This window comes from Nocardioides rubriscoriae (genome assembly GCF_008087085.1).
In the GTDB taxonomy this organism is placed as follows: domain Bacteria; phylum Actinomycetota; class Actinomycetes; order Propionibacteriales; family Nocardioidaceae; genus Nocardioides; species Nocardioides rubriscoriae.
The window spans coordinates 47,457-65,213 of the sequence record NZ_VIYJ01000003.1 but is presented as its reverse complement, the minus strand read 5'-3'; the positions used below and the strand labels follow the sequence as shown (position 1 = coordinate 65,213).

Here is a 17,757-nt window from a genome sequence, read left to right as displayed (position 1 = left end):
TGAGGGTCGGTCAGCCGGCCAGCGGGTCAGGCGTCCAGCGCGGCCTCGAGGTCGAGCAAGGCGTTCTCGACGACCTCGGCGAGGCTGGGGTGGATCCAGTACTGGCTGCGCGCGAGGCCGCGCACGGGCAGGTCGTGCGCCATCGCCTGGATCAGCGGCTGCACCAGCACCGACGCCATCGGCCCGATCAGGTGCGCGCCGACCAGGAGCCCGGTCGAGCGCCGGGCGAGCAGCTTGACGAAGCCGGTCGCCTCGGCGTCGTCGTCGAGCTCGCCGGCCAGCGCCCAGCCGAAGGCGACGTCGGCGATGTCGTGGCGGGCGATGACGAGGTCGTCGCCGTGCTCCTCGCGCGCCTCGGCCTCGGTGAGACCGACGGAGGCGACCTGCGGGTGCGCGAAGACGGCCTGCGGGACGAAGCGGTGGTCGCTCACGACCAGCTCCCCGGAGCCGGAGAGCACCGCCAGCAGGTTGGCCTGCACGGTGCGGGCGTCCTGGTTGGCGACGTGCTTGAGGGGCTCGTGGCTGCTGGCGTCACCCAGCGCCCACACGCTGTCTGCGGTCGTGCGCTGGTGCTCGTCGACCACGATCAGACCGTGCTCGTCGGTCTCGACACCGGCCTTCTCGACCTGGAGGAGGTCAGAGTTGGGCACGCGGCCCACGGCGACGAGCAGCACGTCGACCTCGGCGGTGGAGCCGTCGTCGAGGTGCATCGTGATGCCACCGGGGCCGTGCGAGACCCGCTCGAGCTGGACGCCCAGCCTGACGTCGTAGCGGCGACGCGCGCCGGCGGTGAAGTGCGCGGCGACGTCGGCGTCCTGGCCGGCGAGCAGCCGGTCCTCGCCCTCGACCTGCACCACCTGGCTGCCGTACGACGCGAACACGTGGGCCAGCTCGCAGCCGACGTAGCCCCCGCCGAGGACGCCGAGGCGTGGGGGCAGCGCCGGGATCCGCATGATCGTGTCGCTGGTCTCGAAGGCGACGCCGGCCAGGCCGCCGATCGGCGGCACCACCGGGCGCGACCCGGAGGCGAGCACGACGTGGTCGGCGGTCAGCTCGACCGAGCCGCCGTCCTCGAGCTCGACGACCAGGCGCCGCTCGCCGGTGAAGCGGGCGGTGCCGACGTGGACGTCGACGTTGTCGGCGCTCCGGCGCTTCTCGCGCCCGCCCTGCGCGTTGGCGTCGACCCGGGTGAAGATCCGGTCACGGATCGCCGCCCAGTCGGCCGGCCCGACGTCGGTCGGCACGCCGAGCACGGGGCCGCGCAGGGCGGCGACGGTGGTCTCGGCCGGGTGGATGAACATCTTCGACGGGATGCAGCCGCGGTTGAGGCAGGTGCCGCCGAAGGGGCCCCGCTCGACGATTGCGACCTTGAGGTGGTCGAAGCGGTCGTCGACGATCGTGTTGCCGGAGCCGGCCCCGATGACGACGAGGTCGTAGTGGTCGGTCATTCGGGAAGGCTACGGGTGGGCAGGTCGCCCAGCTGGGCGAAGTGGTCGAGGTAGGGCGTGACGTCGCCGGCGACGACGTAGGACCGCAGCTGCGCGGCCGTACGACGGCTCGACACCGCCCGGAAGAGGTCGAAGCCCGACGCCTCGAGGACGACCCCGGACTCGCCCTCACCGGACGACCACGACCACGCGTCGGAGCGCAGCTCGAGCGGCGCGAGCCCGTCGAGCGACCCGGCCAGCCGCGTCGCCAGCGTCTCGCGCACCGAGGCCACGCCGGCGCAGTCGCGGGCGCCGGGCCGTTGCAGCGCGCCGCGCAGGTCCTGCTCGTGGATGATCGCGTCGTTGAGCGGGCGCGTGCTGCGCTCGCGCAGGTAGGTGTCCATCCGGTCGGCCAGCCCGGCCCACTCGTCGAGCACCTCGAGGCTGGTGCGACCCCGACGGGCGACGACCTGGGCCTGGGTCCAGTCGGGGTGGTGGTCGTCGGGCTCATGGCCGTCGAGCACGTCGGCGACCAGGCCCACCATGTGGCAGAGCAGGTCGTGGGCCGACCAGTCGGGGCAGGCCGGCACGGTGAGGTTGGTCGCCTGCACGCCGTCGTGCTCAACGGCGTCGATGACGAACCCGCGCACCCGGTCGAGCACCCCGCGCCACTCGACGGCCGCGTCGGGCCCCTCCAGCTGCTGGGTCATCCGAGCCTCCCGTCGAGGTTGGTGGCCGCGCTGATGAGCGAGAGGTGGGTGAAGGCCTGGGGGAAGTTGCCGAGCTGCTCACCGGTGAGACCGACCTGCTCGGCGAACAGCCCGAGGTGGTTGGCGTAGGTGAACATCTTCTCCAGCGCGAGCCGGGCCTCGTCGAGCCGACCCACCCGGGTCAGGGCCTCGACGTACCAGAACGAGCAGAGCGAGAAGGTGCCCTCGGCCCCGTCGACGCCGTCGGTGGCCTCGCCCAGGTCGTAGCGGAAGACCAGGCTGTCGGAGACCAGGCGCTCCTCGATGACCTTCAGTGTCGACACGAAGCGCGGGTCGTGGGGTGCGACGAACTTGACCATCGGCATCAGCAGCACCCCGGCGTCGACGGTGTCGGAGCCCTCGCTCTGCATGTAGGCGCCGACCTCGGCGTCCCAGCTGTGCTCCTGGATGCGGGCGTAGATGTCGTCGCGGACCTTCGACCACGCCGAGACGTCGCCGGGCAGGCCGCGCTGTCGGGCCGTGCGCATCATGCGCTCGACCGCGACCCAGCACATCAGCCGCGAGGTGGTGTGGGCCTGCGGCTCGTCACGGATCTCCCACATGCCGGCGTCCTTGCGCTCCCAGTTGGCCATCACCCACTCGAGCACGCGACACAGGTCGGTCCAGGCGTCGTGGCTGATGCCGGGGCCATACTTGTTGAACAGGTAGACCGAGTCGATGAGCTCGCCGTAGATGTCGAGCTGCAGCTGACCGGTCGCGGCGTTGCCGACCCGGACCGGCTGGGAGTCGCGGTGGCCGCGCAAATGCTCGAGCTCGGTCTCCTCGGGGATCTTGCCGTCGATGTCGTAGGCCACGCGCAGCGGCCCGAGGTCGTCGACGTCGTGGGTGGCCTCGCCCATCCGCTTCGAGAGCCACTCCATGAAGCGCGCGGCCTCGTCGGTGAAGCCGAGCTTGAGCAGGGCGTAGAGGCTGAACGCCGCGTCGCGGATCCAGACGTAGCGGTAGTCCCAGTTGCGCGGTCCGCCGATCTCCTCGGGCAGGCTCGTGGTCGGGGCGGCGATGATCGCGCCGGTCGGCTCGTGGGTGAGCAGCTTGAGGGTGAGCGCGGAGCGGTGGACCATCTCGCGCCACCGCCCGGTGTAGGTCGACTGCGACAGCCACTCGCGCCAGAACGTCGCCGTGCGCGCGAGGAGCACGTCGGGGTCGTGCGCCCCGGCCTCGGGCCGGGAGTCGGGGTCGTCGGGGTCGAGCACCTCGAGCACGAAGGTCACGACGTCGCCGGTCGCGACCCGCACCTCGGCGTGCACGTCGCCGCCGTCGACCTCGAGGTCGGCCGACGTCGTCAGCCCCAGCCTCACGCCGTCACCGGTGATCAGCAGCCCGTCGTCGGTCTCCTCGATCTCGGGGGTGACCCGCCCGTAGTCGGGCCGGGCGGCCAGCCGCGTGCGGACCGTCGTGGTGCCGCGTACGCCGACCACGCGGCGCACGAGGCGCTGGCGGTGGTCGGGGTCGTCGGGGCGCAGGACCGGCATGAAGTCCTGCACCTCGGCGACGCCCTCCTCGGTGAGCAGGCGCGTGATGAGGATGGTGGAGTCGGGCAGGTAGAACTGGTGCGTCGAGGTCGCCCCGTCGACAGGCTCCATCGTCCACGAGCCGGCGTCGGGGTCGAGCAGGCTGCCGAACACGCTGGCAGAGTCGAAACGACCGGCACAGAACCAGTCGATCGTGGCGTCGATGCCGACCAGCGCGCAGGTGCGCAGGTCGCCGACCAGGCCGTGACCGGCGATCGGCAGCCACTCGCTCACGCCGTGTGCTCCCACGGCGGCGTCGGGCCCCAGGAGCCCGGCTCGTAGGTCTGCGTCTGCGGCGGGTCCTCCAGCAGCGGCTGACCGACCTGCCACAGCCGGTCGACCTCGTCGGCGCGGGCGAAGAGCAGCTGGTCGCCGTGGAAGACGTCGAGCAGGATGCGTTCGTAGGCGGCCAGCGGGTCGTCGTCGGGGAAGTCGTCGGCGTAGTCGAGGGTCAGCGTCGCGGGCGCGACCTCGAGCTCGGGCCCGGGGCGCTTGCCGCGCACCTCGACGGCGACCTTGGCGTCGTCGCTGAGGTCGAGGACCAGCTCGTGCGGGTGCCCGCCGTCACCGGTGCTGCCGAACAGCGCCGGCTCGGGCTCGCGGAAGCGCACCGTGACCGTGCGCCGGTCGTCGGCCATCGCCTTGCCGGTGCGCAGGTGGAAGGGCACGTCGCGCCAGCGCTCGTTGTCGACGTACGCCGTGAGCGCGACGAGGGTCTCCACCTCGGAGTCGTCGTCGACGTCGTCGTCGTCGCGGTAGCCGTCGAACTGCCCGAACACCGCGTGCTCCTTGGAGAACGGGCGCAGCGCCTGGAAGACGGCCGCCTTGGCGTCGCGCACCGCCTCTGCGGTGAGGTCGGCGGGCGGGTCGAGGGCGACGAAGCCCAGGATCTGGCTCAGGTGGGTGGTCACCATGTCGCGCAGGCAGCCGACGGTCTCGTAGAAGCTGCCGCGGCCCTCGAGCTCGAGGGTCTCGGGCACGTCGATGTGCACCGACTCGACGTGGTCGCGGTGCCAGAGCGTGCCGAAGAGGCGGTTGGCGAACCGCAGGGCCAGCACGTTCTGCACGGCCTCCTTGCCCAGGAAGTGGTCGACGCGGAAGACCTCGTCCTCGTGGACGACGTCCTTGAGCGCGGCGTCGAGCTCGCGGGAGGTCTCCAGGTCGAGGCCGAACGGCTTCTCGACGACCAGTCGGGCGCGGTCGGTGATGCCCTCACGACCGAGCATCGCGACGATGTCGGTCATCGAGCCGGGCGGCACCGAGAGGTAGACCAGACGGCGTACGTCGTCGACGTCGACGCCGGCCTCGGCGGCGACCTTCTGCTCGGCCTCCTGCACGGCCTTGGCCAGGTCGGCGCCGTCGTCGGCGTCGGAGGTCTGAAACGTCGCCCGCTCGGCGAGATCAGTGTTCTCGCCGTCGGTAGAATCGGCGATCGACTCGCTGATCACGCCGGCGTAGTCGTCGACGTCGTGGCGCCCGGTGCCGACCACGGCGTACGCCGCGGGCAGCCGCCCGGCCGCACCGAGCCTGGCCAGCGCGGGGTAGATCATCCGCTTGGCCAGGTCGCCGTTGGCCCCGAAGAGGACCACGACGTGCGGCGCGGGCGTGCCCGGCTCGGTCACCTGGTCGCGCCCAGGGTGGCGACGTCGATGACGGCGCGGTAGCGGACGTCGCCGGCGACGACCTTGTCGTAGTAGTCACCGACCTGGTCGGCCGAGATGACCTCGACCGTGGCGGTGATGTCGTGCTCGGCGCAGAAGTCGAGCATCTCCTGGGTCTGCGCGAGGCCGCCGACCATCGAGCCGGCCACCGCGCGGCGCATCCCCAGCAGGGAGAAGGCACCGATGTCGAGCGACTCGCTCGGGGCGCCGAGGTAGACCATCGTGCCGCCGCGGCCCAGCGTGCCGAGGAACGCGTCGAGGTCGACGGCGTCGCCCACGGTGTTGATCAGCAGGTCGAAGTGCCCGGCGAGGTCGTCGAAGACCGACTCGTCGGCGGTGGCGACGTAGTGGGTCGCGCCGAACTCCTTGCCGTCGGCCTCCTTGGCGTCGGTGCGGCTGAGCACGCTGACCTCGGCGCCGAGGGCCGCGGCGATCTTGACCGCGACGTGGCCCAGGCCGCCCATTCCGATGACGCCGACCTTCGACCCCTCGCCCACGCCGTAGCGCTTGAGGGGGTTGTAGGTCGTGATGCCGGCGCACAGCAGGGGCGTGACGCCCGCGAGGTCGTCGTCTGCGTAGGAGGCGGGCACCTTGATGACGAAGTGGTCGCGGACCACGACCTGCTGGCTGTAGCCGCCGGCGGTGACCTCGCCGTCGTAGCCGCGCGAGCTGTAGGTCTGGATGACGCCCTTGCTGCAGAACTGCTCCTCGCCGTCGCGGCAGGCCTCGCACTCGAGGCAGGCGTCGACGAAGCAGCCGACCCCGACCCGGTCGCCGACGGCGTGGTCGGTGACCGTGGAGCCGACCTCGGCGACGGTGCCGACGATCTCGTGGCCGGGGGTCATCGGGTAGATGCCCTGGCCCCACTCGTCGCGGGCCTGGTGGATGTCGGAGTGGCAGATGCCGGCCCAGCTGACGTCGATGCGGACGTCGTCGGGTCGCAGGTCGCGACGCTCGAGGTCGACGGTCTCGAAGGCGGCGCCCGCCTCCGGGACGGACAGGGCGGTGACGGTGGTGGTCATGCGTTCTCCTTCTGGGGGCGGATCCGGCCGACGAGGTCGTGCGCGTCGGCCGGCCGGGTGTGGGAGGCGAGCAGGGCGGTCGCGTCGTCGAGACCCCCGTCGCAGTCCCAGAGCAGGACACCGACGACCTCGTCGTCGGTCAGGTAGTAGACGACGACGCTCTCGTCGTCGTCGTCGCCGCCGTCGCCGCTGGCGAAGCGGTCCTCGACGGTCTCGAGCGAGGAGTCGAGGGTGCCGATGGCCTCGTAGCCGTGACCGAAGAGGTCGGAGTAGAACATCGGGGTGTGGTCGTAGGTCTCGTCGGAGCCGGCCATGATGCGGCCGACCGCCGCGCCCATGGAGTCGGCGTTGTCGACGTGCTCGACGCGGCGGCGACCCAGGATCTTGTCGGGGTACTGCGCGACGTCGCCGGCGGCGTACACGTCGGGGGCGGTGGTGGCCAGCCGCTCGTCGACGACGATGCCGCCGTCGTCGGCGCGCTCGACGGCGTCGCTGATCGGCTCACCCGACGGGCGGATGCCGAGACCGAGGACGACGACGTCGGCCTCGAGGGTCTCGCCTCCGGGCAGCCGCAGCGAGACGCCGTCGTCGGCCTGCAGACCGCCCTCGACGCGGGTGCCGCCGCGCACGTCGACGCCCGCGTCGGTGAACAGCGCCTCGAAGTCCTGCGCCAGCCGCGGCGGGTAGGTCGACTGCCCGAGCACGTCGTCGGGGTGCAGCAACGTGACGCGACAGCCCTCGCCGACCATGGCTGCAGCGATCTCGGAGCCGATGTAGCCGCCGCCGACGACCGCCACGTGCGGCTTGGGGTCGACGTCGACGAGCTCGCGCAACCGGTGGTAGTCGGTCAGGGTGCGGTAGTAGAGCACCCGGTCGCTCGGCTCGAGGCCGTCGAGTCGCGTGGGGTGGCCGCCGGTGGCGATGAGCAGGGCGCCGTAGCCGACGGTCTCGCCGGCCTCGGTCGTCACCTCGTGGGCCTCGGGGTCGACGCTGATGACGCGGGTGTCGAGGGTGACGTGGGCGCCGGTCTCGTCGGCGGTGCCCGGGTCGGCGTCGGCCACGGTGAAGTCGGGGTCGGTCCAGAGCTTCTTCGACAGCGCCGGACGCGGGAACGGCGGCGTCGGCTCGTCGCCGAGGACGCCGATGCTGCCGGTCGAGCCCTGCTCGCGGATGCCCCTGGCCGCGGCGTCGGCCACCATGCCGCCGCCGACGATGAGGAAGTCGTAGTGGGTCACCTGACGAACCTAGGCAACCCTTTCGGCACGTCCGGACACCTGTGGGGGTGACCACGCGCGCGTACGGGTGAGCCACGGTGGGGTGATGGACCTGGGAATCAGAGGCAAGACGGCCGTCGTCACCGGTGGCGCCGGAGGCATGGGCCGCCACATCACCCGGATGCTCCTCGAGGAGGGCGTGCAGGTGGTCATGGTCGACCTCGACAAGGACGACCTCGACGACGCGGCGGCCTGGTTGCCCGAGGGTCTGCCCCGACCGCTGACGGTGGCGTGCGACCTGTCGAGCGACGCCGCGGCGCAGGACCTCGCCGCGACGGTGGCCGACCTGGCCGGTGAGGTCGACATCCTCGTGAGCGGTGCCGGGATCACCGGTGCGACCGGCCCCTTCCACGAGATCAGCGACGACGACTGGGTCGAGGCCATCAACACCAACCTGCTCTCGGCCGTCCGCGTGACGCGCGCGTTCCTGCCGAGCCTGCGCCACGGCGGCTGGGGCCGGATCGTCTACATCAACAGCGAGGACGCCGTGCAGCCCTACGACGACGAGCTGCCCTACTGCGCGTCGAAGGCCGGCCTGCTCTCCTTCGCCCGCGGCCTCGCCCGGTCGTACGCCGACGAGGGCCTGCTCATCAACTCGGTCTCGCCGGCGTTCGTCGAGACCCCGATGACCGACAAGATGATGGAGAAGCGCGCCGACGAGAAGGGCACGTCCTTCGACGAGGCCGTCGAGTCGTTCCTCGCCGAGGAACGTCCTTACATGGAGCTCGGCCGCCGCGGCCAGCCCGAGGAGGTCGCCGCCGTCGTCGTCTTCCTCTGCTCCGCGCTCGCGTCCTTCGTCAACGGCGCCAACTACCGCGTCGACGCGGGCTCGGTCGCCGGCCTGTAGGTCGGCGTACGACGTCACCACACGTCGTACGACGACCGGGCCACACGTCGGTCGAGGAGGTTGCGCTCGCAACCGTCACGAGACCACCGTGGCGTTACTTGCCGGTCCACCTCGGCGGTCGCTTCTCGGCGAACGCCGTCGCGCCCTCGGTGGCGTCGGCGGAGCCGAAGACCGGCATCATCATCTCGCCCTGCTTGGCCCAGCGTTCGGCGTGCGACCAGTCAGGAGACTCGAGCGCGACGCGCTTGGTGGTCGCGACGGCGAGCGGCCCGTTGGCGGCGATCGCCTTGGCCAGCACGAGCGCCCCGTCGAGGGCCTCGCCCTGGGGCACGACGCGGTTGACCAGGCCGAGCTCGGCGGCGCGCGTGGCGGTGATCGGGTCGCCGGTGAGCAGCATCTCGAGCGCGATGGCCGGCGGGATCCGCTGCGGCAGCAGCATCGCCGCACCGGCGCCGGCGACCAGCCCGCGCTTGACCTCCGGCACCCCGAGCTTGGCGGTCTCGGCGGCGACGACGAGGTCGCAGGCCAGCAGCAGCTCGAAGCCGCCGGCGACGGCGTACCCCTCGACGGCGCCGATCAGCGGCTTGCGCGGCGGCCGCTCGGTGATGCCACCCAGGCCGCGCCCCTCGACCAGCGGCAGGTCACCGGTGAGGAAGCCCTTGAGGTCCATGCCGGAGCAGAACGTGCCGCCGGCGCCGGTGAGCACCCCCACCCACAGCTCGTCGCTCGCGTCGAGCTCGTCGACGGCCGCGGCGATGCCGCGTGCGACGTCCCCGTTGAGGGCGTTGCGCGCCTCCGGTCGGTTGATGGTGATGACCTGGACCCCGTCGCGGGCCTCGACCAGGACGGCGGGCTGGGCTTCGTCGCTCATGAGGGCACTCAACCAGATCCGGACGGGCGGGTGGCGGCGGCTAACCTCGGAGGCATGCCTGCACGCCGAGTCCTCGACACCGAAGAGCACGCCGACCTGCTGCGCCTGGTGCGCGACATCTGCACCCAGGAGCTCGCACCCCAGGTCGCCGAGGCCGAGGCCACCGAGACCTTCCCCCGCGACGTGTTCCGCATGCTCGGCAAGACCGGGATCCTCGGCCTTCCCTACCCCGAGGACGTCGGCGGCGGCGGGCTCTCCTACGAGGTCTACCTCCAGGTGCTCGAGGAGATTGGCGCGGTCTGGGCCTCGGTGGGCGTCGGGGTGTCGGTGCACGCGCTGTCCTGCTTCGGGCTCTACACCCAGGGCACCGAGGAGCAGAAGCAGCAGTGGCTGCCCGACATGCTCGCCGGCGACCTGCTCGGCGCCTACTGCCTGTCGGAGGCCCACGCCGGCTCCGACCCCGCCGCCATGCGCACCACCGCACGGCGTGACGGCGACGGCTACGTGATCGACGGCGCCAAGGCCTGGACCACCCACGGCGGCAACGCCGACTTCTACAAGGTCATGGCCCGCACCTCCGACGACGGCGCCCGCGGCATTTCGTGCTTCCTGGTCCCCGGCGACGCTCCCGGGCTGTCCTCGGACCCGCCCGAGCGCAAGATGGGCCTGACCGCCTCCCACACCACGACCATGCGCTTCGACGGCGTCCGCGTCCCCGCCGAGCGCCGCCTCGGTGCCGAGGGCGACGGCCTCAAGATCGCCCTGGCCGGCCTCGACGCCGGCCGTCTCGGCATCGCCGCCGTCGCCACCGGCCTGGCCCAGGGAGCGCTCGACCACGCCCTGGCCTACGCCCGCGAGCGCACCACCTTCGGCAAGCGCATCCTCGACCACCAGGGTCTCGGGTTCCTCCTGGCCGACATGGAGGCCACGATCCAGACCGCGCGCGCCACCACCTTGCACGCCGCCCGCCTGCGCGACGCCGGCCTCCCGTTCGGCCGCGAGGCGTCGGTCGCCAAGCTCGTCGCCACCGACGGCGCCATGAAGGTCACCACCGACGCGGTCCAGGCGCTCGGCGGCGCCGGCTACACCCGCGACTACCCCGTCGAGCGCTACATGCGCGAGGCCAAGGTCATGCAGATCTTCGAGGGCACCAACCAGATCCAGCGCATGATCATCGCCCGCTCGCTCGACAAGAAGACCGGCGGCGACGGGGAGATCAGCTCGCTCTGAACGACTACCTGTCGCATCGCTTGATGCGTGATGTAGTCATGTGACTGCTAAGATAGTCATATGGACTTCGCGCAACCGTTGAGCGCTCTCTTCCCGGGGGCGTCGGCTTCGGTGTTGACGGTCCTGCTGCGCACCCAGGTCCCCTTGTCGGGACGCCAGGTGCACGCGATGGTCGCCGACCGACACAGTCTGAGACCCGTGCAGGAGGCCCTGCACCGGCTGTCGGCAGCAGGCGTGCTCGAGTCCCAACGGGTAGGGGCATCAGTCATCCACCGGGTCGCGGACGACCACTACGCGATCGACCTGCTCCGGCGCCTCGCCGACCCGCTCGACGCGCTCCGCCGAACGGTCGCGACCTGGTCGCAGGACCTGCCGGCCGATCGGGTCGACTCCGTGCTGCTCTTCGGGTCCACGGCGCGCGGCGAGAGTGGCCCGACGAGCGACGTCGACCTGGCCGTCGTCGCAAGCGACCCCGACACCGACAACGAGCTCGCCACCACGCTGTCGGACCTGGTGAGCTCACGGTTCGGCAACGACTGCGACGTGCTCGTGTTCACCCCCGCCCAACTCGCCACGATGCACGCAATGGGAGAGCGCGTCGTCGTCGACATCATGCGTGACGGCATCGTGCTCCATGGTGACAAGCCGTCCTTCACTCGGACCGCCGCCGCGTCACGATGAGCACTGCAGAGCACCGCGCGACCGCCCGCGACTACCTGGACAAGGCGCGTCAGTTCCTCCTCGTCGCCGAGTCCGCCCTCAACGGCGCTGACAACGCGGCTGCCTCCAACGCGGTGCACGCCGGCATCAGCGCCAAGGACGCGATCTGCACAGTACTCAGCGGGCGCACCGCCAAGACCGACGACCATCGGCAGGCAGTCACCGAGCTCAGGACCGCACTCGGTCACCGACCGGAGGCAGCCGGAGCAGCGAAGGCACTGAGATCCCTTCTGTCCACCAAGACTCCGGCGCAGTACTCGAGCAAGCTCGTCGACCACACCAAGGCGAGCAAGGCGGTGTCGGACGCCGAGTTGCTCGTCGAGCTCGCTGCTCGCGTCCTGGCCGGGTCCTGACCGGGTCCTGACCGGGTGGGTGTCCTTGCTCGCACAGCTACTGACCAAAGTCGGCACACACCGTCAGCGGAGGTCAGCGCATGCTGACCCGTACGGCGGCCGCGGCCTCTCGCGCCCGCTCGCGCGCCTGGTCGATGGTGTCGCCCTGGGCGAGTGCGACGGCGAGCCGGCGTCCGGGGTGCGAGGTCGGCTTGCCGAAGACCCGCACCTGCGCGGTCGGCACCGCCAGCGCGGCGTCGAGGCCGGCGTACGACGGGGTGCCGGACTCGGTGCCGAGCACGACCGCGGAGGCCGACGGGGTGGTCACGGCGACGTCGTCGGGGCGCACCGGCAGGCCGAGGATCGCGCGCACGTGCAGCGCGAACTCGCTGGTCGGCTGGCTGATCATCGTGACCATGCCGGTGTCGTGGGGCCGGGGCGATACCTCGCTGAAGAGCACCTCGTCGTCGGCGGTGACGAAGAGCTCGACGCCGAAGAGGCCGTGACCGCCGAGGGCGGCGACGACGGTGCGGGCGATCTCCTCGCCGCGCTCGAGCGCGACGGCGCTCATCGGGTGCGGCTGCCACGACTCGCGGTAGTCGCCGGCCTCCTGCACGTGCCCGACCGGCGGGCACACGGTGATGCCGCCGGCGTGGCTGACGGTGAGCAGGGTGATCTCGTAGACGAAGTCGACGAAGCCCTCGACGATGACCGGCCGACCCTGCACCCGAGCGTTGTCGCGGGCGTAGGCCCAGGCGGTCAGCGGGTCGTCGCCGGGGCGCACCGTCGACTGGCCCTTGCCGCTGGAGCTCATCACGGGCTTGACCACGCACGGCGTGCCGATCTCGGCGACCGCGGCGACGTACTCTTCCTCGCTCGAGGCGAAGCGGTACGGCGAGGTGGCCAGGCCCAGCTCCTCGGCGGCCAGGCGCCGGATGCCCTCGCGGTCCATGGTCAGACGGGTCGCCCGGGCGGTCGGTACGACGTGGGTGCCGGCCTCCTCGAGGGCCAGCAGCGCCTCGGTGGCCAGGGCCTCGACCTCGGGCACCACGAGGTCGGGCTGCACCTCGTGGACCAGCGCGCTCAGCGCCTCGGGGTCGGTCATGTCGAGCACGCGGCGGTGCGGGGTGACGAGCATGGCGGGCGCGCCGTCGTAGCGGTCGGCGGCGACCACCTCGATGCCGAGGCGGGCAGCCTCGAGGGCCACCTCGCGGCCGAGCTCGCCGGAACCGAGGAGGAGCAGTCGCGTCATGGGGACAAGCCAACCAGATGGCGTCAGCGGGTGGGTTCGGCCACCGTCATCCCGGCCACCGTGGCCCGGTCGAGGTCGGGCAGCAGCGACGCCGCCTCCTCGAGCCCGACGGTGCGCTCGACGAGCAGCTCGGGTCGCAGCCGCCCGATCTCGATGAGCGCGAGCATCGCGGGGTAGTCGGCCGCGGCCATGCCGTGGCTGCCGAGCAGGTCGAGCTCCCACGCGATCACGCGGTCCATCGGCACCCGTGGGTGGCCCGCGACGGGCGGCAGCAGGCCGACCTGCACGTGTCGGCCGCGCCGGCGCAGGCTGTGGATCGCGTCGGCGCAGGTCTGCTCGCTGCCGACGGCGTCGACGGCGACGTGGGCGCCGCCGGTGAGGTCGGTGACGGCGGCAGGCACATCCACCCCGTCGGCGAGGACGACGTGCTCGGCGCCCAGCGTCGTGGCCACCGCGAGCGCCTCGGCGGTGCGGTCGACCGCGACGACCCGGGCGCCCAGGGCCCGCGCCACCATCACCGCGCTGAGCCCGACACCCCCGGCGCCGACGACCGCGACCCACTCCCCCTGGAGCACCCGCGCCCGTCCGACCAGCGCGCGGTACGCCGTCGCGAACCGGCACCCCAGGCTCGCCGCCGCGACGAACCCGACCCGCTCGGGCAGGGCCACGAGGTTGACGTCGGCGGCGTGGAGCGAGACGCGCTCGGCGTACGAGCCCCAGTGGGTGAAGCCGGGCTGCTGCTGGTCGGGGCAGACCTGCGCGTCGCCCGCGCGGCACCAGTCGCAGCGCCCGCAGCCGCAGACGAACGGCACGGTGACGCGGTCACCGACTCCCCACCGCTCGACCCCGGCGCCGGTCTCGACGACGACGCCGGCCAGCTCGTGGCCGGGCACGTGGGGGAGTGCGATGTCGTCGTGGCCGGCCCAGGCGTGCCAGTCGCTGCGGCACAGCCCTGTCGCGCGCACCTCGACGACCACCCCGCCCGGCGGGGCGACGGGGTCGGGCACCTCGCGCACCTCGGGTCGGGCTCGGACGGCGTCGACGACCACGGCTCGCACCCGGCGAGTCTCGCACCCTAGTCAGCTGGACACGTGTCCAGATACGTTGGACAGGTGTCCAGCCCCCCGATCGACCGCCTCCCGATCGACTACGACCCGACGGACGCCGCGCTCGACGTGGCGCCGTACGACGTGTGGCGGCGGATGCGCGACGAGGCGCCGGTCTACCACCACGAGCGGCTCGGCTTCTGGGCGCTGTCGCGCTACGACGACGTGGCCATGGCCCTGCGCGACACCGCGACCTTCAGCTCGGCGCACGGCAACGTGCTGGAGTTCCTCTCCGAGCAGGAGCTGCAGTCGGGGATGATGATCCTGACCGACCCGCCGGCCCACACCCGGCTGCGCTCGCAGGTCGCCCGCGCCTTCACCGTTCGACGCACCGCCCGGCTCGAGGGCGAGATCGCGGCGATCTGCGACGACCTGCTGGCGCCCTGGACCCCCGGCGAGCCCTTCGACCTCGTGCAGGACTTCGGCGCGCTCCTGCCGTCGATGGTGATGACCCGGCTGCTCGGCGTCCCCGAGGACGACGGCGAGCAGGTCCGCACGGTCATCGACACGATGTTCTACGCGCTGCCCGACGTCGGCATGTTCAACGACGTCGCCGGGGCCGCGATGGGCGAGCTCGACGCCTACCTCACCGACCTGCTCGAGCGGCGGGCCGCCCTTCCGGCCGACGACCAGGCCGACGACCTGCTGTCCGGCCTCCTGCGCAGCGACCTGACTCGGCGCGAGTGCGTCGAGTTCGCGATGCTCCTGGCGACCGCGGGCACCGAGACCGTCGGCCGCCTGATCGGCTGGGCCGCGGTGCTGCTCGACCAGCACCCCGACCAGCGCGCCCTCCTCGCCGCCGACCCGTCCCTGGTGCCCCGCGCCGTCGAGGAGCTGCTGCGCTTCGAGGGGCCCTCCCCGGTGCAGGGGCGCTGGACCAAGCGGGCGATGACCCTGCACGGCGTGACGATCCCGGCCGGCTCCAAGGTCCTGCTGCTCACGTCGTCGGCGGGCCGTGACGAGCGCGCCTACCCCGACGCCGACCGGTTCGACGTACGCCGGGTGATCGAGCACCACGTGTCGTTCGGCTACGGCGTCCACTTCTGCCTCGGGGCCGCGCTGGCGCGTCTGGAGAGCCGGGTCGCCCTGACCGCACTGCTCGCCCACCACCCGACGTGGGTGGTCGAGCACGAGCGCTCGGTGCGCGCCCACACGTCCACCGTCCGAGGCTGGGAGCACGTCCATGTCCACTGAAGCCCTGACCGAGCTGGGGTTCTACGGCCTGGCGGGCCACTCCGCCTCGCCGCGCGACCTGCTCGACGAGGTGCGCCTCGGCGAGCGGCTCGGCCTCGGCAGCGTGTTCCTCTCCGAACGCTTCAACGTCAAGGACGCAGGCGTGCTGGCGGGCGCCGCCGTGGCTGCGAGCAGTGCTCTCGGGGTCGGCACCGCCGCGACCAACCACTCGACACGCCACCCGCTGGTCACCGCGACCATGGCCACGACGCTGCACCGCATGTCGGGCGGGCGCTACGCCCTGGGCCTCGGCCGCGGGTTCGACCTGCTGTGGGACGTGATGGGGCTGCCGCGGATCACCTCGGCGCAGCTCGAGGACGCGATCGGCATCTACCGACGGCTCTGGCACGGCGAGGGGTTCGGCCACGACGGCCCGGCCGGCCACTACCCCTACCTCAGCCAGGACAGCTCCTTCGACGAGGACGTCCCGGTGATGCTCATGGCCATCGGCGACCGGTCGCTCGAGCTCGCCGGCCGGGTCGCCGACGCCGTCGTGCTGCACACCTTCCTCACCGACGAGACCCTCGCCCACTCGGTCGCCGTCGTACGCCGCGCGGCCGAGGAGGCCGGCCGCGACCCCGCCTCGGTGCGCGTCTGGGCGGTGCTCGCCACGGTCGAGGAGTCGATCCCCGAGGAGCAGCGGCTGCGCAAGCTCGTCGGGCGGCTGGCGACCTACCTCACCGGCTACGGCGAGGTCCTGGTCAGGGCCAACGGCTGGGACCTGGCCGACTACGAGCGCTTCCGCGGCGACCCGCTGGTGCAGGGCTACCCCGGCGCCTTCGACGCCATCGGCACGACCGACGAGCTGCTCCACCTCGCCGAGGTGCTGCCCGACGCCTGGCTGGCGGCCGCCGCGACGGGCTCGGCCGCGCAGTGCGCGCGCCGGGTGGTCGACCAGCTCGACGCGGGCGCCGACAGCGTGATCCTGCACGGCGCGACGCCCACCGAGCTGGCGCCGGTCCTCGAGGCCTACCGGGCGATCCGGCCCACCGCGCTGGAAGCATCGTCAGCACTGCCCGCCAACCCCGGCTGGGGCCGACGGTGATCGCGGGCGTCGACGACCTCGACGCGGCGTGGCTCTCAGAGGCGCTCGGCGCGAGCGTCGACACCGTCACCGCCACCCGGGTCGGCACCGGGCAGATGGGCGAGTGCCACCGGCTCACGCTGACCGGTGACGGGGTGCCCCCGAGCGTGCTGGCCAAGCTGGGCTCCGCCGACCCGGCCGCCCGCGCACTGGTCGGCGGCGCCTACCGCGGCGAGGTCCGCTTCTACGAGGAGATCGCGCCGACGGTCGCCATCCGGGTGCCGGCCTGCCACCACGCGGCGTACGACGAGGCGAGCGCGCAGGTCGTGCTGCTGCTGGAGGACCTCGTCGACCACGAGCAGGGCGACCAGCTCGCCGGCTGCACGCCCGGGCAGGCCCACGACGCGGCCCGCAACCTGGCGGGCCTGCACGGCCCGCGGTGGTGCGACGCGTCGCTGCTCGACCTCGAGGGCCTGAGCCTGAGCCAGCAGGAGGACGCCGACCTGCTCGCCGAGATCTACGCCCCGTCGGTCGAGCTCTACCTCTCCGACGCCGGTCGTGGGCTGTCGGCCGAGGACCAGGAGACCCTGCGCGCGAGCGCCGTGCGGGCCGGCCCGTGGCTGCTCGCGCGCGCCACCCGATTCGCGCTGGTGCACGGCGACTACCGGCTCGACAACCTGATGTTCCGCACCGACGGCGGGCCCGGCTGCGTGGCCGTCGACTGGCAGACCACGTCGCTCGCACCCCCGCTGCGTGACCTCGGCTTCCTGCTCGGCACCGGCCTCGACCCGAGCCTGCGCCGCGCCCACGAGGCGGCGGTCGTGGCGACGTACCACCAGGGCTTGCTGGGCCACGGCGTCACCGGCTACGACCTCGACGAGTGCTGGCTCGACTACCGCACCTCGATGCTGCAGGGCCCGCTCATCGCGGTGCTCGGCTGCGTCTACACCGGCCGCACCGAGCGCGGGGACCGAATGTTCGCCACGATGGTCGAGCGGTCGTGCGCCGCGATCCGCGACCTCGGGACGCTCGAGCTCGTGGGTGGGTGACGGCTCGTCGGTCGCCCGACTCCGGTCAGTCCTCGTCGACCGGACGGACCTCCACCACCGGGTGCACCCGGGTGAGCACCCGCGCCGCCTCGACGAGGGTGTCGAGGTCGTCGCAGGTGACGAGGAAGAAGCCCGCCAGCTGCGCGGGCCCCGCGGCGTGAGGGCCGTCGGTGACCACCGGGTCCGGCCCCGACCCGCGGCGCAGGGTGCGGGTCGCGCTGCTCGGGGCGAGGCCGGCACCGCCGGTGATCCGGCCGCCGGCGGCGGCCAGGAGGCGGGCGAACTCCGCGTCGGTGTCGTAGGTGACCTGCTGCGTGGCCTGGTCGGCAGCCTGCCACTCGACCTCGTCGTCGGCGGGGAACAGGACGACGTACGCGGGCATGGCGGGTTCCTTCCACGGGGGTGCGGTCGGCACCATCCGACACCAC

The 17,757-nt window shown here is 72.5% G+C and carries 17 protein-coding genes; 7 read left to right on the top strand and 10 right to left on the bottom strand.

Going from position 1 to position 17,757, the window contains the following annotated elements:
* Positions 1 to 26: 26 nt before the first annotated feature.
* From FZC61_RS06870 to FZC61_RS06845, 6 genes are read right to left on the bottom strand one after another with little or no spacing between them, the layout of a single operon-like run.
* A complete protein-coding gene (locus FZC61_RS06870) occupies positions 27 to 1,448 on the bottom strand; it encodes a mycothione reductase (protein ID WP_148613430.1) in 1,422 nt (473 codons plus the stop codon).
* Positions 1,445 to 2,137, bottom strand: coding sequence for a maleylpyruvate isomerase mycothiol-dependent enzyme family protein (locus tag FZC61_RS06865; protein WP_148613429.1), 693 nt, complete (start codon positions 2,135 to 2,137; stop codon positions 1,445 to 1,447). Before FZC61_RS06865 ends, FZC61_RS06870 begins: the two co-directional genes overlap by 4 nt.
* The gene (locus tag FZC61_RS06860; RefSeq protein ID WP_148613428.1) at positions 2,134 to 3,942 is read right to left on the bottom strand and encodes a glycoside hydrolase family 15 protein; all 1,809 of its coding nucleotides are present in this window, start codon (positions 3,940 to 3,942) and stop codon (positions 2,134 to 2,136) included. The genes FZC61_RS06865 and FZC61_RS06860 overlap by 4 nt, the downstream gene beginning before the upstream one ends.
* Positions 3,939 to 5,330, bottom strand: coding sequence for a glucose-6-phosphate dehydrogenase (locus tag FZC61_RS06855; RefSeq protein ID WP_246142576.1), 1,392 nt, complete (start codon positions 5,328 to 5,330; stop codon positions 3,939 to 3,941). Before FZC61_RS06855 ends, FZC61_RS06860 begins: the two co-directional genes overlap by 4 nt.
* The gene (locus tag FZC61_RS06850) at positions 5,327 to 6,391 is read right to left on the bottom strand and encodes an NAD(P)-dependent alcohol dehydrogenase (RefSeq protein ID WP_148613427.1); all 1,065 of its coding nucleotides are present in this window, start codon (positions 6,389 to 6,391) and stop codon (positions 5,327 to 5,329) included. Before FZC61_RS06850 ends, FZC61_RS06855 begins: the two co-directional genes overlap by 4 nt.
* A complete protein-coding gene (locus tag FZC61_RS06845; protein WP_148613426.1) occupies positions 6,388 to 7,626 on the bottom strand; it encodes an NAD(P)/FAD-dependent oxidoreductase in 1,239 nt (412 codons plus the stop codon). The genes FZC61_RS06850 and FZC61_RS06845 overlap by 4 nt, the downstream gene beginning before the upstream one ends.
* An 85-nt stretch (positions 7,627 to 7,711) precedes the next feature.
* Here FZC61_RS06845 and FZC61_RS06840 point away from each other — a divergent pair, with 85 nt between their 5' ends.
* Positions 7,712 to 8,512, top strand: a complete 801-nt coding sequence (locus tag FZC61_RS06840) for an SDR family NAD(P)-dependent oxidoreductase (RefSeq protein WP_148613425.1) — start codon at positions 7,712 to 7,714, stop codon at positions 8,510 to 8,512.
* Positions 8,513 to 8,606: 94 nt separating this feature from the next.
* Here FZC61_RS06840 and FZC61_RS06835 read toward each other — a convergent pair whose 3' ends face one another.
* Positions 8,607 to 9,383 carry a crotonase/enoyl-CoA hydratase family protein gene (locus FZC61_RS06835; protein ID WP_148613424.1) on the bottom strand — a complete coding sequence of 259 codons (777 nt, stop codon included), beginning with the start codon at positions 9,381 to 9,383 and terminating at the stop codon, positions 8,607 to 8,609.
* A 54-nt stretch (positions 9,384 to 9,437) separates the two neighbouring features.
* On the opposite strand from FZC61_RS06835, the gene FZC61_RS06830 reads away from it, so the two are divergent.
* From FZC61_RS06830 to FZC61_RS06820, 3 genes are all read left to right on the top strand, one after another.
* Entirely contained in the window at positions 9,438 to 10,613 is a 1,176-nt protein-coding gene (locus FZC61_RS06830; RefSeq protein ID WP_148613423.1) for an acyl-CoA dehydrogenase family protein, read from the top strand.
* 198 nt (positions 10,614 to 10,811) lie between these two features.
* Positions 10,812 to 11,294, top strand: a complete 483-nt coding sequence (locus FZC61_RS06825; RefSeq protein ID WP_211357144.1) for a nucleotidyltransferase domain-containing protein — start codon at positions 10,812 to 10,814, stop codon at positions 11,292 to 11,294.
* Positions 11,291 to 11,686 (top strand): hypothetical protein, encoded by a 396-nt coding sequence (locus FZC61_RS06820; protein ID WP_148613421.1) that lies wholly within the window; start codon positions 11,291 to 11,293, stop codon positions 11,684 to 11,686. Before FZC61_RS06825 ends, FZC61_RS06820 begins: the two co-directional genes overlap by 4 nt.
* A gap of 73 nt (positions 11,687 to 11,759) precedes the next feature.
* On the opposite strand, the gene purT is transcribed toward FZC61_RS06820, so the two are convergent.
* Both purT and FZC61_RS06810 read right to left on the bottom strand, forming a co-directional pair.
* The gene (gene purT / locus FZC61_RS06815) at positions 11,760 to 12,917 is read right to left on the bottom strand and encodes a formate-dependent phosphoribosylglycinamide formyltransferase (protein WP_148613420.1); all 1,158 of its coding nucleotides are present in this window, start codon (positions 12,915 to 12,917) and stop codon (positions 11,760 to 11,762) included.
* Positions 12,918 to 12,940: 23 nt separating this feature from the next.
* Positions 12,941 to 13,975 (bottom strand): zinc-binding dehydrogenase, encoded by a 1,035-nt coding sequence (locus FZC61_RS06810; protein ID WP_148613419.1) that lies wholly within the window; start codon positions 13,973 to 13,975, stop codon positions 12,941 to 12,943.
* A 54-nt stretch (positions 13,976 to 14,029) separates the two neighbouring features.
* On the opposite strand from FZC61_RS06810, the gene FZC61_RS06805 reads away from it, so the two are divergent.
* The 3 genes from FZC61_RS06805 to FZC61_RS06795 are packed head-to-tail and all read left to right on the top strand — an operon-like array spanning position 14,030 to position 17,329.
* Positions 14,030 to 15,217 (top strand): cytochrome P450, encoded by a 1,188-nt coding sequence (locus FZC61_RS06805; RefSeq protein WP_211357143.1) that lies wholly within the window; start codon positions 14,030 to 14,032, stop codon positions 15,215 to 15,217.
* A complete protein-coding gene (locus tag FZC61_RS06800) occupies positions 15,207 to 16,301 on the top strand; it encodes a TIGR03857 family LLM class F420-dependent oxidoreductase (protein ID WP_148613418.1) in 1,095 nt (364 codons plus the stop codon). Before FZC61_RS06805 ends, FZC61_RS06800 begins: the two co-directional genes overlap by 11 nt.
* A complete protein-coding gene (locus FZC61_RS06795; protein ID WP_211357142.1) occupies positions 16,298 to 17,329 on the top strand; it encodes a phosphotransferase family protein in 1,032 nt (343 codons plus the stop codon). Before FZC61_RS06800 ends, FZC61_RS06795 begins: the two co-directional genes overlap by 4 nt.
* A 25-nt stretch (positions 17,330 to 17,354) precedes the next feature.
* Here the strand turns inward: FZC61_RS06795 and FZC61_RS06790 are convergent, their stop codons facing one another.
* Complete coding sequence (locus tag FZC61_RS06790; RefSeq protein WP_170286011.1) at positions 17,355 to 17,711, bottom strand: YciI family protein; 357 nt, start codon at positions 17,709 to 17,711, stop codon at positions 17,355 to 17,357.
* Between the last annotated feature and the right edge of the window lie 46 nt (positions 17,712 to 17,757).

Excerpts from the sequence above, each read along its gene's own strand:
- FZC61_RS06870 (WP_148613430.1), bottom strand. The coding sequence starts at position 1,448 with ATGACCGACCACTACGACCTCGTCGTCATCGGGGCCGGCTCCGGCAAC.
- FZC61_RS06865 (WP_148613429.1), bottom strand. The coding sequence starts at position 2,137 with ATGACCCAGCAGCTGGAGGGGCCCGACGCGGCCGTCGAGTGGCGCGGG.
- FZC61_RS06850 (WP_148613427.1), bottom strand. The coding sequence starts at position 6,391 with ATGACCACCACCGTCACCGCCCTGTCCGTCCCGGAGGCGGGCGCCGCC.
- FZC61_RS06840 (WP_148613425.1), top strand. The coding sequence starts at position 7,712 with ATGGACCTGGGAATCAGAGGCAAGACGGCCGTCGTCACCGGTGGCGCC.
- FZC61_RS06835 (WP_148613424.1), bottom strand. The coding sequence starts at position 9,383 with ATGAGCGACGAAGCCCAGCCCGCCGTCCTGGTCGAGGCCCGCGACGGG.
- FZC61_RS06830 (WP_148613423.1), top strand. The coding sequence starts at position 9,438 with ATGCCTGCACGCCGAGTCCTCGACACCGAAGAGCACGCCGACCTGCTG.
- FZC61_RS06820 (WP_148613421.1), top strand. The coding sequence starts at position 11,291 with ATGAGCACTGCAGAGCACCGCGCGACCGCCCGCGACTACCTGGACAAG.
- purT (WP_148613420.1), bottom strand. The coding sequence starts at position 12,917 with ATGACGCGACTGCTCCTCCTCGGTTCCGGCGAGCTCGGCCGCGAGGTG.
- FZC61_RS06800 (WP_148613418.1), top strand. The coding sequence starts at position 15,207 with ATGTCCACTGAAGCCCTGACCGAGCTGGGGTTCTACGGCCTGGCGGGC.
- FZC61_RS06790 (WP_170286011.1), bottom strand. The coding sequence starts at position 17,711 with ATGCCCGCGTACGTCGTCCTGTTCCCCGCCGACGACGAGGTCGAGTGG.